This is a genomic window from Streptomyces sp. NPDC059373, from assembly GCF_042751495.1.
Lineage (GTDB): Bacteria > Actinomycetota > Actinomycetes > Streptomycetales > Streptomycetaceae > Actinacidiphila.
This window is the reverse complement of record NZ_JBHYXC010000008.1, coordinates 88,453-103,203: the sequence shown is the minus strand read 5'-3', so window position 1 is coordinate 103,203 and position 14,751 is coordinate 88,453. Positions and strand designations below refer to the sequence as shown.

General features: G+C 70.5%; 17 protein-coding genes and 1 pseudogene. 9 read left to right on the top strand and 9 right to left on the bottom strand.

Annotation, left to right across the window (positions count from 1 at the left end):
• Positions 1-22: 22 nt before the first annotated feature.
• Together ACFXJ5_RS15200 and ACFXJ5_RS15195 are read left to right on the top strand one after the other, a co-directional pair.
• Positions 23-613 (top strand): annotated as a pseudogene (locus tag ACFXJ5_RS15200) (O-methyltransferase); the annotation flags it as partial.
• On the top strand, positions 590-1,057 hold the full coding sequence (locus ACFXJ5_RS15195) for an NUDIX hydrolase (RefSeq protein WP_384630918.1): 468 nt from the start codon (positions 590-592) through the stop codon (positions 1,055-1,057). The pseudogene ACFXJ5_RS15200 and the gene ACFXJ5_RS15195, both read left to right, overlap by 24 nt.
• A 334-nt stretch (positions 1,058-1,391) precedes the next feature.
• On the opposite strand, the gene hisF is transcribed toward ACFXJ5_RS15195, so the two are convergent.
• From hisF to hisD, 8 genes are all read right to left on the bottom strand, one after another.
• Positions 1,392-2,147, bottom strand: a complete 756-nt coding sequence (hisF, locus tag ACFXJ5_RS15190) for an imidazole glycerol phosphate synthase subunit HisF (protein WP_384630829.1) — start codon at positions 2,145-2,147, stop codon at positions 1,392-1,394.
• Complete coding sequence (locus ACFXJ5_RS15185) at positions 2,144-2,548, bottom strand: Rid family hydrolase (protein ID WP_384630828.1); 405 nt, start codon at positions 2,546-2,548, stop codon at positions 2,144-2,146. Before ACFXJ5_RS15185 ends, hisF begins: the two co-directional genes overlap by 4 nt.
• The gene (gene priA, locus ACFXJ5_RS15180; protein ID WP_384630827.1) at positions 2,545-3,276 is read right to left on the bottom strand and encodes a bifunctional 1-(5-phosphoribosyl)-5-((5-phosphoribosylamino)methylideneamino)imidazole-4-carboxamide isomerase/phosphoribosylanthranilate isomerase PriA; all 732 of its coding nucleotides are present in this window, start codon (positions 3,274-3,276) and stop codon (positions 2,545-2,547) included. The genes ACFXJ5_RS15185 and priA overlap by 4 nt, the downstream gene beginning before the upstream one ends.
• A 112-nt stretch (positions 3,277-3,388) precedes the next feature.
• Positions 3,389-4,033, bottom strand: a complete 645-nt coding sequence (gene hisH, locus ACFXJ5_RS15175) for an imidazole glycerol phosphate synthase subunit HisH (RefSeq protein ID WP_384630826.1) — start codon at positions 4,031-4,033, stop codon at positions 3,389-3,391.
• Between the two features lie 10 nt (positions 4,034-4,043).
• Complete coding sequence (locus tag ACFXJ5_RS15170) at positions 4,044-4,196, bottom strand: hypothetical protein (protein WP_384630825.1); 153 nt, start codon at positions 4,194-4,196, stop codon at positions 4,044-4,046.
• Positions 4,196-4,789 carry an imidazoleglycerol-phosphate dehydratase HisB gene (gene hisB, locus ACFXJ5_RS15165; RefSeq protein ID WP_384630824.1) on the bottom strand — a complete coding sequence of 198 codons (594 nt, stop codon included), beginning with the start codon at positions 4,787-4,789 and terminating at the stop codon, positions 4,196-4,198. Before hisB ends, ACFXJ5_RS15170 begins: the two co-directional genes overlap by 1 nt.
• Before the next feature lie 4 nt (positions 4,790-4,793).
• Entirely contained in the window at positions 4,794-5,906 is a 1,113-nt protein-coding gene (locus ACFXJ5_RS15160; RefSeq protein ID WP_384630823.1) for a histidinol-phosphate transaminase, read from the bottom strand.
• Complete coding sequence (gene hisD, locus ACFXJ5_RS15155; RefSeq protein ID WP_384630822.1) at positions 5,903-7,225, bottom strand: histidinol dehydrogenase; 1,323 nt, start codon at positions 7,223-7,225, stop codon at positions 5,903-5,905. Before hisD ends, ACFXJ5_RS15160 begins: the two co-directional genes overlap by 4 nt.
• A gap of 238 nt (positions 7,226-7,463) precedes the next feature.
• Between hisD and hppD the strand changes: the two genes are divergently transcribed.
• The 6 genes from hppD to ACFXJ5_RS15125 all read left to right on the top strand — a co-directional run bounded on the left by hppD (position 7,464) and on the right by ACFXJ5_RS15125 (position 13,148).
• Positions 7,464-8,669, top strand: coding sequence for a 4-hydroxyphenylpyruvate dioxygenase (hppD, locus tag ACFXJ5_RS15150; RefSeq protein ID WP_384630821.1), 1,206 nt, complete (start codon positions 7,464-7,466; stop codon positions 8,667-8,669).
• A 24-nt stretch (positions 8,670-8,693) separates the two neighbouring features.
• Entirely contained in the window at positions 8,694-9,896 is a 1,203-nt protein-coding gene (locus tag ACFXJ5_RS15145) for a homogentisate 1,2-dioxygenase (RefSeq protein WP_384630820.1), read from the top strand.
• Positions 9,893-10,810, top strand: a complete 918-nt coding sequence (locus tag ACFXJ5_RS15140) for a hypothetical protein (protein ID WP_384630819.1) — start codon at positions 9,893-9,895, stop codon at positions 10,808-10,810. Before ACFXJ5_RS15145 ends, ACFXJ5_RS15140 begins: the two co-directional genes overlap by 4 nt.
• On the top strand, positions 10,797-12,002 hold the full coding sequence (gene fahA, locus ACFXJ5_RS15135) for a fumarylacetoacetase (RefSeq protein ID WP_384630818.1): 1,206 nt from the start codon (positions 10,797-10,799) through the stop codon (positions 12,000-12,002). The genes ACFXJ5_RS15140 and fahA overlap by 14 nt, the downstream gene beginning before the upstream one ends.
• An 82-nt stretch (positions 12,003-12,084) precedes the next feature.
• Positions 12,085-12,765: a GntR family transcriptional regulator gene (locus tag ACFXJ5_RS15130; protein WP_384630817.1), complete on the top strand. Its 681-nt coding sequence runs from the start codon at positions 12,085-12,087 to the stop codon at positions 12,763-12,765.
• Positions 12,766-12,830: 65 nt separating this feature from the next.
• The gene (locus ACFXJ5_RS15125; RefSeq protein WP_384630816.1) at positions 12,831-13,148 is read left to right on the top strand and encodes an aldolase/citrate lyase family protein; all 318 of its coding nucleotides are present in this window, start codon (positions 12,831-12,833) and stop codon (positions 13,146-13,148) included.
• A 56-nt stretch (positions 13,149-13,204) separates the two neighbouring features.
• Here ACFXJ5_RS15125 and ACFXJ5_RS15120 read toward each other — a convergent pair whose 3' ends face one another.
• On the bottom strand, positions 13,205-14,413 hold the full coding sequence (locus ACFXJ5_RS15120) for an RNA-guided endonuclease InsQ/TnpB family protein (RefSeq protein ID WP_384630815.1): 1,209 nt from the start codon (positions 14,411-14,413) through the stop codon (positions 13,205-13,207).
• On the opposite strand from ACFXJ5_RS15120, the gene ACFXJ5_RS15115 reads away from it, so the two are divergent.
• A complete protein-coding gene (locus ACFXJ5_RS15115; RefSeq protein ID WP_384630814.1) occupies positions 14,402-14,713 on the top strand; it encodes an amidohydrolase family protein in 312 nt (103 codons plus the stop codon). The two genes, ACFXJ5_RS15120 and ACFXJ5_RS15115, sit on opposite strands and share 12 nt — an antisense overlap.
• Positions 14,714-14,751 lie beyond the last annotated feature (38 nt).

Below are 14,751 nucleotides of genomic sequence, written 5' to 3'. Positions count from 1 at the left end.
CCAGCGCGAGAGGATTGACGCCATGTCACTCGACGGAACCCGCGCCCACACCACCGCCTCCGGCGCCCTCCCCCCGCTCGTCGCCGACGCCGTCAAAGCAGCCCAACGGCTCGGCTTCGACTACTCCTGCCGCCCCGAGCACGGCCGCCTCCTCCAGGTCCTGGCCGCCGGCGCCACCCGCATCGGCGAGACCGGCACCGGCTGCGGCGTCGGCCTAGCCTGGCTGGCCTCGGGCATGCGTCCGGGCGCGGCCGCGGTGAGCGTGGAACGAGACCCCCTACGAGCGACGGCGGCCGCCGAGGTCTTCGCGTCCCGCGACGACGTGACCGTCACACGCGGCGACTGGACAGCAATCGCCGCCCACGCCCCGTACGACCTCCTGATCCTCGACGGCGGCGGCCAGGGCAAGGGCGACGGCCTCCCCGCCGACCCCGAACGGCTCCTGCGCCCCGGCGGCGTCCTGGTCGTCGACGACTTCACCCCGTCCCACACCTGGCCCCCGCTGCACGACGGCCGCCCCGACGAGGCCCGCCTGCACTGGCTCACCCACCCCGCCCTGCACAGCGTCGAACTCCCCCTGGCCCCCGAACTGGCCGTCCTCATAGGGACCCGTCGCTTCCCCTCCCCCAACGAGACCTGGACCGTAGGCGCGGTCATCCTCAACTCCACCGGCAAGGCCTTCGCCCAGAAACGCAGCCCCGACCGCCGGCTCTTCCCGGACTGCTGGGACATCGTGGGCGGCCACGTCGACCCCGGCGAGACCCTGCTCGAAGCCCTCCTCCGCGAGGTCGAGGAGGAAACCGGCTGGCGGGTCCGCCGCATCATGCGCTCCCTCGGCACCTCCACCTGGACCGGCGACGACGGCCTCGGCCTCCGCCACGAGGCCGACTACGTCATCGAGGTCGACGGCGACCTCGCCAACCCCCGCCTGGAATGGGCCAAGCACTCCACGTACGACTGGTTCGGCCCCGCCGACCTCCCCCGCCTCCTGGAGAACCGGAGTCCCGCCGAGTTCCTGGTCCACGACCTCATCGCCAAGGCCCTGGGCCAGGGCTGAGCGCCTGCGCCTGCGCCTCGGACGAGTCCCTGGTTGCGGTCTCGTGGGCGGCCAACGGCCGGTGGCCGGGTTGGGCCAGCCCGATCCGCCTCACGCGGACGGCCTACCCCCAACCCGGGGGGGGAGCAGAAGTGAACGGTAGGAGAACCAGGGTCGCAGCCACCCACCCACCCACCCGGTAGGCAACGACGGCGGGGAGGGCCGGGGTCGGAGGGGTGGGGGTTCTGGACGCTCCGCATATTTGTGTGCGGCATGCCGGGCAAGGCAACGGACGGACCCGTCACGCACGTAAATATGTCGGTCCAGGACCCCCAGCCCCGGAGGCCCCGGACCGTCACCTCACCGGGTGACCGGCCCCCCGCAGGGCGCCCTTGACCTCGCCGATGCGCAGGTCACCGAAGTGGAAAACAGAAGCGGCCAGCACGGCGTCCGCACCCGCAGCAACCGCCGGGGCGAAATCGGAGAGCTTGCCGGCCCCGCCGCTCGCGATCACCGGAACGGTGACGTGCTTGCGGACCGCCGCGATCATCTCCACGTCGTAGCCGTCCTTCGTCCCGTCGGCGTCCATCGAGTTGAGCAGAATCTCACCGGCACCCAACTCCGCCGCCCGGTGCGCCCACTCCACCGCGTCGATACCAGTCCCACGCCGACCGCCATGCGTGGTGACCTCGAACGAACCGTCCGCCATCCGCCGGGCATCAACCGAAAGCACCAGCACCTGACTGCCGAAGCGCTCAGCAATTTCTCGAATGAGCTCGGGCCGGGCGATGGCAGCCGTGTTGACACCGACCTTGTCGGCCCCCGCCCGCAGCAGCTTGTCGACGTCGTCGGCAGAACGCACCCCGCCACCCACCGTCAGCGGGATGAAGACCTGCTCGGCCGTCCGGCGCACCACGTCGTACGTGGTCTCGCGGTCGCCGGAGGAGGCCGTGATGTCCAGGAAGGTCAGCTCGTCGGCGCCTTCGGCGTCGTACAGCTTGGCCATCTCCACGGGGTCACCGGCATCGCGGAGGTTCTGGAAGTTGACGCCCTTCACGACGCGGCCGTTGTCCACGTCGAGGCAGGGGATGACTCGGACCGCAAGGGTCATTCAGGGGCTCCTCGGAATGCTTCCACGTCGACTTCGACAAGCACGCGCGAGTCGACGAAGCCGGCGACCACGACGATGCTCCCGGCCGGGCGCACCGCGCCGAAAAGCTCCTTGTGCGCGCGGCCGACATCCTCCGCGTCGCGGGCGTGGCTGATGTACATGCGGGTGCGGATGACGCTTTCGGGCCCGAGACCGAACTTCTCCAGCGCGGCGAGCGCGTTGCCGAAGGCCAGCAGGGCCTGCTCGTACGGACTGCCCTCACCGCTCACCTCTCCGCCGACCAGCGGCATGGTGCCGGGGACAAGGACCCGGTCCCCTGCCGCGACGGCGCGGGCGAAGCCCATGGTCTCTTCCCAGTGGCTGTCGCTCTGGACGCGCTGCACGGCAGGGGTGTCAGTCATCGTGATACGGCCTCCAACGCCTCTTCCAAGGTGAACGCCTTGGCGTAAAGGGCCTTGCCCACGATGGCGCCTTCGACACCTTCCGGGACAAGAGTCGCGATCGCGCGCAGGTCGTCAAGGGAGGAAACGCCGCCGGACGCGACGACCGGCTTGTCGGTGGCCGCGCAGACGTTCTTCAGCAGGTCCAGGTTGGGGCCCTGGAGGGTGCCGTCCTTGGCGATGTCGGTGACGACGTAACGGGCGCAGCCCTCGCTGTCGAGGCGGGCCAGCGTCTCGTACAGGTCGCCGCCGTCGCGGGTCCAGCCCCGGCCGCGCAGGGTGGTGCCGCGTACGTCCAGGCCTACGGCGATGCGGTCGCCGTGCTCGGCGATGACCTTGGCGACCCATTCGGGGGTCTCCAGGGCGGCGGTGCCGAGGTTGACCCGGGTGCAGCCGGTGGCGAGGGCGGCGGCCAGCGTGTCGTCGTCGCGGATGCCGCCGGACAGCTCGACCTTGATGTCCATGGTGCGGGCGACCTCGGCGATCTGCGCCCGGTTGTCGCCGGTGCCGAAGGCGGCGTCGAGGTCGACCAGGTGCAGCCATTCCGCACCGGACTGCTGCCAGGCGAGGGCGGCGGCGAGCGGGTCGCCGTAGGACGTCTCGGAGCCGGACTCGCCGTGGACGAGGCGGACGGCCTGGCCGTCGCGGACGTCGACGGCGGGAAGGAGTTCGAGGCGGTGCGTACTCATGGAAAGGGAACCTGGCCTTAGGTGAGGATCGGGTGCTGGCCGGCCGGCAGCGCGCCCCGCGGTCGGCCTCCGCCGGACGGGACGGAAGACGACAACCGGTCGGCGCCGCAGGTCATAGCGTGTCGAGCCAGTTGGTCAGCAGCTGCGCGCCGGCGTCGCCGGACTTCTCGGGGTGGAACTGGGTGGCCCACAGCGGGCCGTTCTCCACGGCGGCGACGAAGGGCTCGCCGTGGGTGGCCCAGGTGACCTTGGGGGCGCGGATGTGGGCGTTGCCGACTTCCAGCTCCCATTGCCGTACGGCGTAGGAGTGCACGAAGTAGTAGCGCTCGTCGGGGTCCAGCCCGGTGAAGAGCTTCGTGTCCTCGGGCGCCTTGACCGTGTTCCAGCCCATGTGCGGGACGACGGGGGCGCGCAGCGGCTCGACCGTGCCGGGCCACTCGTCGCAGCCCTCGGTCTCGACGCCGTGCTCGACGCCCCGGGCGAAGAGGATCTGCATGCCGACGCAGATGCCCATGACCGGGCGGCCCCCGGCGAGCCGGCGGCCGATGATCCACTCACCGCGTACGGACTTCAGCCCGGCCATGCAGGCGGCGAAGGCGCCGACGCCGGGGACGAGGAGCCCGTCGGCGTTCATGGCCTTGTCGAAGTCGGCGGTGATCTCGACGTCGGCCCCGGCGCGGGCGAGGGCGCGCTCGGCGGAGCGGACGTTGCCGAAGCCGTAGTCGAGGACGACGACGTTCTTGGCGGACGTGCTCAAGACGGCCTCCCTAAAGGCTCAGGAACCCGACGGTCAGCGACGCGACGGCACTGAGGCCCAGCAGAAGGATGACGCTCTTGGGCAGCTTCTGCTTCCAGAAGGAGTAGACCCCGCTGGCCAGGAAGATGCCGAGGAAGATGTAGACGGCTGCGGCCGTGCTCATCAGAGGGCGCCCTTCGTCGAGGGGAGGATGCCGGCCGCGCGCGGGTCGCGCTCGGAGGCGTACCGAAGCGCCCGGGCCAGGGCCTTGAACTGGCACTCCACGATGTGGTGGGCATTGCGCCCGTACGGGACGTGGACGTGCAGCGCGATCTGGGCCTGGGCGACGAAGGACTCCAGGATGTGCCGGGTCATCGTCGTGTCGTACTCGCCGATCATCGGCGCCATCTTCTCGGGCTCGGTGTGCACGAGGTAGGGGCGGCCGGACAGATCGACGGTGACCTGGGCGAGGGACTCGTCCAGCGGGACCGTGCAGTTGCCGAAGCGGTAGATCCCCACCTTGTCACCGAGGGCCTGCTTGAAGGCGGCGCCCAGTGCGAGGGCGGAGTCCTCGATGGTGTGGTGGGAGTCGATGTGCAGGTCGCCCTCGGTCTTGACGGTGAGGTCGAAGAGGCCGTGGCGGCCGAGCTGGTCGAGCATGTGGTCGTAGAAACCGACGCCGGTCGAGATGTCGGTCCGGCCGGTGCCGTCGAGATCGATCTCGACCAGGACCGAGGTTTCCTTGGTGGTGCGTTCCACGCGGCCTACGCGGGACATGTGCTCAGCTCTCCTTCTTGAGGTCACGCGCCGCTTCCAGGAACGCGTCGTTCTCGGCCGGGGTGCCCGCGGTGACCCGCAGCCAGCCCGGTACGCCGTTGTCGCGGACCAGGACACCGTGGTCGAGGATCGCCTGCCAGGTCTGGTGGCTGTCCTCGAAGCGGCCGAACTGGACGAAGTTGGCGTCCGAGTCGGTGACCTCGTAGCCGATCGCGCGCAGCTCGTCGACCAGGCGGTCCCGCTCGGCCTTCAGCTGTTCGACGTACCCCAGCAGCGTATCGGTGTGCTCCAGCGCGGCGAGGGCGGTGGCCTGGGTGACGGCGGACAGGTGGTACGGCAGGCGTACGAGCTGCACGGCGTCCACGACCGCGGGGTCGGCGGCGAGGTAGCCGAGGCGGAGCCCGGCCGCGCCGAAGGCCTTGGACATGGTGCGGCTGACCACCATGTTGGGGCGGCCCTGGATGAGCGGCAGCAGCGACGGCCGGTGGCTGAATTCGCCGTACGCCTCGTCCACGACGACGAGGGCCCCGGCAGTCCCTGCGCGGGCGGCCTGGGCGGCCTCGTACAGGGCGAGGACGGTGTCGGCGTCGACCGCCGTGCCGGTGGGGTTGTTGGGGGAGGTGATGAAGACCACGTGCGGGCGGTGCTCGGCGATGGCCGCCGTGGCCGCCGCGACGTCGATGGTGAAGTCCTCGTTGCGCGGGCCGGAGAGCCACTGCGTGCCGGTGCCGCGTGAGATCAGCCCGTGCATGGAGTACGAGGGCTCGAAGCCGATCGCGGTGCGGCCGGGGCCGCCGAAGGTCTGCAGCAGCTGCTGGATAACCTCGTTGGAGCCGTTGGCGGCCCAGACGTTGGCCACGCCGACCTCGTGCCCGGCGGTGCGGGTGAGGTACGCGGCCAGGCCGGTGCGCAGCTCGACCGCCTCCCGGTCGGGGTAGCGGTTGAGGTTCCTGGCCGCCTCGCGGACCCGCTCGGTGATGCGCTCGACCAGGGCCTCGGGCAGTGGGTACGGGTTCTCGTTGGTGTTCAGGCGTACCGGGACGTCGAGCTGGGGGGCGCCGTACGGGGACTGGCCACGCAGCTCGTCCCGGATGGGGAGGTCGTCAATGCCGGTCACGAACCCGGTACCGTCCAATCGAATCGTGCTCGTACGGCCGCGCCGTGCGCGGGCAGGTCTTCGGCGTCGGCGAGGGTGACCACGGTCCCGGCGACCTCGGCCAGCGCCTCGCGGGTGTAGTCCACGACGTGGATGCCGCGCAGGAAGGACTGCACGGACAGCCCCGAGGAGTGGCAGGCGCAGCCGCCGGTGGGCAGCACGTGGTTGGACCCGGCCGCGTAGTCGCCGAGGGAGACGGGGGCGTAGGCGCCGACGAAGACCGCGCCGGCGTTGCGGACCCGGGCCGCGACGAGGGCGGCGTTCTCGGTCTGGATCTCCAGGTGCTCGGCGGCGTAGGCGTCGACGACCGCGAGGCCCTGGTCGATGCCGTCGACCAGCACGATGCCGGACTGCCGGCCGGCGAGCGCCGGGACGATCCGGTCCTCGACGTGCTTGGTGGCCGCGACCTGGGTCTCCAGCTCCTTCTCGACCGCCTCGGCGAGGTCGGGCGAGTCGGTGACGAGGACTGCGGCGGCCAGCGGGTCGTGCTCGGCCTGGCTGATCAGGTCGGCGGCGACGTGCACAGGGTCGGCGGTGGCGTCGGCGAGGATCGCGATCTCGGTCGGCCCGGCCTCGGCGTCGATGCCGATCCGGCCCTTGAGCAGGCGCTTCGCGGCGGCCACCCAGATGTTGCCGGGGCCGGTCACCAGGGCCGCCGGGCGGCAGTCCTCGGTGCCGTAGGCGAACATCGCGATGGCCTGGGCGCCCCCGGCCGCGTACACCTCGTCGACGCCGAGCAGGGCGCACGCGGCGAGGATGGTGGGGTGCGGCAGGCCGCCGAACTCCTTCTGCGGCGGTGAGGCGACGGCCATGGAGGCGACGCCGGCCTCCTGCGCGGGCACCACGTTCATGATCACGGACGACGGGTAGACGGACCGGCCGCCCGGCACGTACAGGCCGACGCGCTCGACCGGGACCCAGCGCTCGGTGACGGTGCCGCCGGGCACGACCTGCGTGGTGTGGTCGGTGCGGCGCTGCTCGCCGTGCACGAGGCGGGCGCGGCGGATGGACTCCTCCAGGGCGGCGCGCACCTTCGGGTCCAGCTCGGCCAGGGCGCGCCTGATCGCGTCCACCGGCACCCGGACCCGGTCGATGACGACTCCGTCGAACTTCGCCGCGTAGTCGATCAGCGCTGCCGTGCCACGATGCTTTACGTCCTCGCAGATCGGGCGCACCTTCTCAAGCGCGGCCTCGACGTCGAGTTCGGCACGGGGCAGCAGGTCGCGGTCGATCCCGCCCGTGGGGAAGGCATCGCCGCGCAGATCGATTCGGGAGATCACCCTCCCAAGTGTAGAGAAAGCCACTGACGGCCTGCTCCGAGTATCAGTCCCTGATACGGCGCGCCGCACCCGAAAAGGCTAAACATCTTGTACAGCATCCAGGGCCCGGTGCTGCGCAAACAGAGCAGGCTGCACAGCAAAAGAACTCACTGTTGCACACCCTCTCCCGTCTCGCCTTAGCTATCTGCATAACCGCATGCTTCCGAGCGGTATCCCAGCACGAGGGAAGGTTGCAACGATGACCATCGAGGACACCCTCACCAGCCAGGAGCGACTGGCCGAACTGGATCTCCCGCAGCTTCAGCAGCTCGTCGGTCTGGTCGACTACGACAGCGGTACGGACCCCTTCCCCGTCACCGGGTGGGACGCGGTGGTCTGGGCTGTCGGCAACGCGACCCAGACCGCCCACTACTTCCAGTCGGCCTTCGGCATGGAGCTCATCGCCTACTCGGGGCCGGAGACCGGCAACCGCGACCACGTCTCGTACGTCCTGCGCAGCGGGGCGATCCGGTTCGTGTTCAAGGGTGCGGTGGACCCGGCGAGCCCCCTCACCCAGGCGCACCGGCGGCACGGCGACGGCGTGGTCGACATCGCCCTCGAGGTCCCTGACGTGGACCGTTGCATCGCCCACGCCCGCGCGCAGGGCGCCACCGTCGTGGAGGAGCCGCACGACATCACCGACGAGCACGGCACGGTCCGCGTCGCCGCCATCGCCGCGTACGGCGACACCCGGCACACGCTGGTGGACCGCTCCCAGTACGAGGGCCCGTACCTGCCCGGCTATGTGACGCGCTCCTCCTCCTACGCCAAGCGGCCGGGCGCGCCTCGGCGTGTCTTCCAGGCGCTGGACCACGTCGTGGGGAACGTCGAGCTCGGCAGGATGGACGAGTGGGTCGACTTCTACAACCGGGTCATGGGATTCACCAACATGGCCGAGTTCGTCGGGGACGACATCGCCACGGAGTACTCGGCCCTGATGAGCAAGGTGGTCGCCAACGGCAACCACCGGGTGAAGTTCCCGCTCAACGAGCCGGCGCCGGGCAAGAAGAAGTCGCAGATCGACGAGTTCCTGGAGTTCTACCAGGGCCCTGGCGCCCAGCACCTCGCCCTGGCCACGAACGACATCATCGCCTCCGTCGACGCGCTGGTCGAGGAGGGCGTGCAGTTCCTGGCCACCCCCGACTCGTACTACGAGGACCCCGAGCTGCGGGCCCGCATCGGCAAGGTCCGGGTGCCCGTGGAGGAGCTGCAGAAGCGCGGCATCCTGGTCGACCGCGACGAGGACGGCTATCTGCTGCAGATCTTCACCAAACCGCTGGGCGACCGGCCGACCGTCTTCTTCGAGCTGATCGAGCGGCACGGCTCGCTCGGCTTCGGCAAGGGCAACTTCCAGGCCCTGTTCGAGGCCATCGAGCGCGAGCAGGCCAAGCGCGGCAACTTCTGACGGATCCGACGGATCGGGAGTCCCATGGCGTACTACCGGCAGGCGGGCCGGATCCCGCCCAAGCGCCATACCCAGCACCGCGCACCCGACGGCGGGCTGTACTACGAGGAGTTGATGGGCGAGGAGGGCTTCTCCTCCGACTCCTCGCTGCTGTACCACCGGTTCATCCCCTCGGCCATCTCCGCCGCCGAGCCGTGGCAGCTCTCCGACCAGACGCTGACCCCCAACCATCCGCTGGTCCCCCGCCACTTCCGCACGCACGAGCTGTTCTCCGGACCGGATGCCAAGGCGCAGGACGTGGTCACCGGGCGACGGCTGCTGCTGGGCAACGAGGACGTACGGATCGCCTACGTCGTCGCCGGGCAGCCGTCGCCGCTGTACCGCAACGCGGTCGGCGACGAGTGCGTGTACATCGAGTCGGGGTCCGCCGAGATCGGCACGGTCTTCGGCACCCTCACGGCACGGCAGGGCGACTACGTCATCCTGCCCCGGGCCACCACCCACCAGTGGCGGCCCACCGGCGACGAGCTGCTGCGGGCGTACGTGATCGAGGCCAACTCCCACATCACCCCGGCCCGCCGTTATCTGTCGCGGTACGGACAGCTGCTGGAGCACGCCCCGTTCTGCGAGCGGGACCTGCACGGCCCGGAGCTGCCGGAGCCGGGCGAGGACGTCCGGGGAGAAGCAGAGGTACTGGTCAAGCACCGTGGGCCGGACGGGATCAGCGGCACCCGGTACGTCTGTCCGCACCACCCCTTCGACGTGGTGGGCTGGGACGGCTGCCTGTACCCGTACACCTTCAACATCGCGGACTTCGAGCCGATCACCGGCCGGATCCACCAGCCGCCGCCGGCACATCAGGTCTTCGAGGGGCAGAACTTCGTGATCTGCAACTTCGTCCCGCGCAAGGTGGACTATCACCCGCTGTCGATCCCCGTGCCGTACTACCACTCCAACGTGGACAGCGACGAGGTCATGTTCTACTGCGGCGGGGACTACGCGGCGCGCAAGGGTTCCGGCATCGGGCCCGGTTCGATCTCGCTGCACCCGGGCGGGCACGCACACGGGCCGCAGCCGGGTGCGTACGAGCGCAGCATCGGGACGGAGTTCTTCGACGAGCTGGCGGTGATGGTCGACACCTTCCGGCCGCTGCGGATCGGCGAGGCCGGGGGCGCGTCCGAGGCCGCGGGGTACGCATGGAGCTGGGCCGAGGGGAGCGCACGATGAACGCAGGACCGGGACCGGCATCGGCCACCCCGGCAGCCTGGGCGGGGCTGGTGGACGACGCCGCGCTCTTCCCGCCGGGCGACGCACCGCTGCCGAAGGCCCTGCCGGCCCACGCCGCCCATCGCGCCGCCTGGTACGCCGAGCTGGTGGGGGCGTTCGTCCACCCGGCGCCGCGGGCCTCGGAACTGGCGGCCGCCGCGCCGCGCGGCACGCTCGACGTCAGCCTGACGCTGCCGGGCGGCCCGGCGACGTACGGGCCGGCCGCGGCCACCCTGGCCAGCGGCGGCCGGGTGCGGCTGGTGGCCGCGGAGGTCGTGGTGCCGGAGGACCTGGACTCGCGGGTCCTCGTCGACGCCCTCGACGTGGCCCTGCCCGCGGAGGTGCGCGGGTACGTCGAGCTGCCCAGGTCGGCCCGCCGCGACGAGGTGCTGCGGGCGCTCGCGGGTACCCGGTACCACGCCAAGCTGCGCACCGGGGGGATCGTCGCGGAGGCGTTCCCGGACGAGAGCGAGCTGGCCGGGGCGATCGTGGCCTGCGTGCGCCAGGGCACCCCGTTCAAGTGCACGGCCGGGCTGCACCGGGCCGTGCGGCGGCGTGATCCGGAGACCGGCTTCGAGCACCACGGGTTCCTCAATGTGCTGCTCGCGACCGCCGCCGCGCTCGACGGGGACGAGCCCGAGGCCGTCGCCGCCGTGCTGGCGCAGCGGGACCCGGACCGGCTGGTGGCCGACTACGCCTTCCTGGGGCCGGACGGCGCCGCCGCCGCACGGACCCGTTTCACCTCGTTCGGCTCGTGCAGTATCGAGGAGCCGGTCGAGGACCTGGTCCACCTCGGACTGCTGCACGCACCCGTGACCGCACGTGTTCCCGCACCCGTTCCCGCCGGAGGAGAGCCCGACCATGACGTGGCTTGATCTGCCCGCCGACTCCCTGTTCGGCGTCGACAACCTGCCGTACGGGGTGTTCTCGCCTGCCGAAGGAGCGCCACGGGCCGGGGTGCGCGTGGGCGACCTCGTGCTCGACCTGGCGGCCGCGCTCGACGACCCGGTCTTCGCGCACGACTCGCTGAACCCCTTCATGGCACAGGGCGTGGCGCGTTGGCGCGAGGTGCGCGCCCGGATCACCGAACTGCTCACGCAGGACCGGCACCGGGCCGCCACCGAGCCGCATCTGCACCGGCTCGACGAGGTGACCCTCCGGCTGCCGATCGAGGTCGCCGACTATGTCGACTTCTACGCCAGCGAGCACCACGCGACCAACCTCGGCCGACTGTTCCGCCCGGGGACGCCGCCGCTCACCCCCAACTGGAAGCATCTGCCGATCGGTTACCACGGCCGGGCCGGCACGGTGGTGGTCTCCGGCACTCCGGTCGTCCGCCCGAAGGGCCAGCGCAAGCCCGCCGACGCGCAGGCGCCCGTCTTCGGTCCCTCGGTGCGCCTCGACATCGAGGCGGAGGTCGCCTACGTGGTGGGCACCGGCTCGGCGCTCGGGGAGTCGGTGGCCGTCGCGGACTTCGCGGAGCGGGTGTTCGGCGTGTGCCTGCTGAACGACTGGTCGGCGCGCGACCTCCAGGCGTGGGAGTACGTCCCTCTGGGCCCGTTCCTCGGCAAGTCCTTCGCCACGTCGGTGTCCCCCTGGATCGTGCCGCTCGACGCGCTGGCGCACGCCTGGGTGGCGCCGCCGCCGCGCGACCCGGAGCCGCTGCCGTATCTGGCCGACGCGGGGAAGCAGGGCCTGGACCTGACGCTGGAGGTGCGCCTCAACGGCCACCGGATCTCCAACCCCCCGTACGCCTCGATGTACTGGACGGGCGCGCAGATGCTCGCCCACCTGTCGGCGAACGGCGCCGCCACCCGCACCGGCGACCTGTACGGCTCGGGCACGGTCAGCGGCCCGAGGGAGGACCAGTACGGTTCGCTCATCGAGCTGACGGCGGCCGGCGCGCAGCCGTTCGAACTGCCCGACGGGACCTGGCGTACCTTTCTCGAGGACGGCGACGAGGTCACCCTGACCGGCACCGCCCCCGGGCCGGCCGGCTCCCGGATCGGCCTCGGTGAGGTCACCGGCCGCATTCTGCCGGAGCGGCCGGAGCCCGCTTCGCCTTGAGCGCTGGACCGTTGCCGGGGCCGTTGCCGGGTTCGTTGCCGGGTTCGTTGCGGAGCCCGCGAATGCAATGTATACATTGATTATGCATACCTCCGGCAGCAAGTCCGCGGAGCGTCCCGGCGTGCACAACAACGCCGAACTCGCCTACCGGCGGCTGCGCGAACGGCTGATGTCCGGGCACTACCAGCCCGGTGACCGGCTCGCCGAGGTCGCCATCTGCGACGAACTGGGCATGAGCCGCACCCCCGTGCGCGAGGCGCTGCGCCGCCTGCAGAGCGACGGCCTGGTCACCGCCACCGGCCGGGGCGTCGTGGTCAGTTCACTCTCCCAGGAGGAGATGCTGCACGCGATGGAGCTGCACGGCGCCCTCGACGCGCTGGCGGCCCGGCTCACCGCCATCCGGCAGCGCGAGGGGCGGCTGGCGCCCTCTCAGGTCGAGGAGCTGAAGGAGGCCGCCCACCAGGTGGTGGAGCGCGGCGAGGCCGGCAACACCACCGGGGCGTGGACCGCCAACCTGGACTTCCACCTGCTGCTCGCACAGCTGTCGGGCAATCCGCTGCTGGAAGACACCCTGGACCGGATCTGGGCCCGGTTCGCCCTGGTGAGCCTGAGCAACATCAGCCGCCGCACCGACCTCCGACCCCCGCAGCACGACGCGATCATCGACGCGATCGTCGCCGGGGACCCGGACCGTGCCGCCGCGGCCGCGGCCGCGCATGTCCACGAGGCCAGCGAGAAGTACAGCGAGCCACGAACAGGCTGAACTGCCTGGTCAGGGGCGATTCGAAAAAACCGGTCCTCAACCCGGCGCTGGACGACGCGACGATCGTGAAGATCCTGCTGGAGACCCCCGCGGGGATCGCCAACGCGGACGGGATCGCCCGGCTCGACGGCGTCGACATCATCGCCATCGGGGCGAACGACTTCACCGCCGAGCTCGACCGCTACCACGAGTTGGGCGTGCGGACGATCCGGCTCGACCTCTTCGCCCGCGCCTCCTGGCCGCTCGATGACCTGATCGCGTACATCCGCAGCATGGGGCGGCCCGGGCGAGGCCACGCGGCCGGCACATCCAGTTCTACGCGCCGGGCACGGTCGTGCGGGCCCTGCTGCCGTTCCTCGCCGGTCTGGAGGACACCTTCGTGATCGACCACATATTTATTTTATTTCGACCACATGGGGTACTTGACTTCCTCCCCCGCCTAAAGGCGGGGGATTCCAGCGGTCGCCCGCTGGGTTTCCTGCTTCACCGACGACCGCCCCGTCCGGGAGAACTCCCGTTGAGGTCTTACACCGTCTCCACAGGCCGAGACGGCCAGCCCGGCCGCCTTGATGTTGCGCGCCGCGTTCACGTCGCGGTCATGGGTCACGCCGCAGTCGCACGTCCACTCACGGACGTTCAGCGGCAGCTTCGCCCGGATCGTTCCGCACGCCCCGCACAGCTTCGAGCTGGGGAACCACCGGTCGATCACCACCAGGTCGCGCCCGTACCACGCGGCCTTGTACTCCAGCATCGTCCGCATCTCGGTCCACGACGCATCAGAGATCGCGCGGGCGAGCTTCCGGTTCTTGACCATGTTGCGGACGGTCAGGTCCTCGATCACGACCGTTTGGTTCTCACGGACGAGTCGAGTGGTCAGCTTGTGCAGGAAGTCCCGGCGCCGGTCAGCGATCCGCGCGTGGACCTTGGCGACCTTCCGGCGGGCCTTCTCCCGGTTGGCCGATCCCTTCTCCTTACGGGACAGCTCCCGCTGCGCCTTCGCCAGGCGCGCCCGGTCGCGGCGTTCGTGCTTCGGGTTGGTGATCTTCTCTCCGGTGGACAGGGTCACCAGGGAGGTGATGCCCGCGTCGATGCCGACCGCGCTGTCGGTGGCCGGGGCCGGAGCGATCGCGTCGTCGCACAGCAGCGACACGAACCAGCGCCCTGCCGCATCCTGGGACACGGTCACCGTGGACGGTGCCGCGTTTTCGGGGAGTGGACGAGACCACACGACGGCGAGAGGCTCGCGCATTTTGGCCAGCGTCAACTGGCCGTCGCGGTAGCGGAATGCCGAGCTGGTGTACTCCGCCGACTTCCGCGACTTCTTCCGCGACTTGAACCGCGGGTACTTCGCCCGTCCCTCGAAGAAGCTGGTGAACGCGCCTTGCAGGTGCCGCAGGCATTGCTGCAACGGGACCGAGGAGACCTCGGACAGGTAGGCGAGTTCCCCGGTCTTCTTCCAGGCGGTGAGCATTGCCGAGGTGGCGTTGTAGTTGACCCTCTCCTGCCGCTGGTACCACGCGGTGGTACGGGCTTCGAGGGCCATGTTGTAGACCTTCCGCACGCAGCCCAACGTGCGCGACAGCTCGGCTGCCTGTGCATCGGTCGGATAGAAGCGGTACTTGAACGCCCGCTTCACGTGAGTGGTCACGGCTCACAAACTATCACACCAGCTTGTGACTCACTGCGGGCATCACCTGGGAACACGCCGATCCGCCCCGGCCCCTACCGGATCGCGAAGGACAAGCCGCTGTTCTCCGTCGCGCCGCTGGGGCGCGCACTGGTGGCGGCGCGGCCGGACCGGCTCATCTGGGGCTCCGACTGGCCGCATCTGCCCAACGGGCAGCGGGACACCGGTGAGTTGCTGAACCTGCTGGCGGACTGGGCGCCCGACGAGAAGGACCGGCACCGCATCCTGGTGGAGTCCCCGGAGAAGCTCTTCTTCTCCTAAGGTGATCAAGGCAACTTCGGTTGTCCTGTGAGCCACGG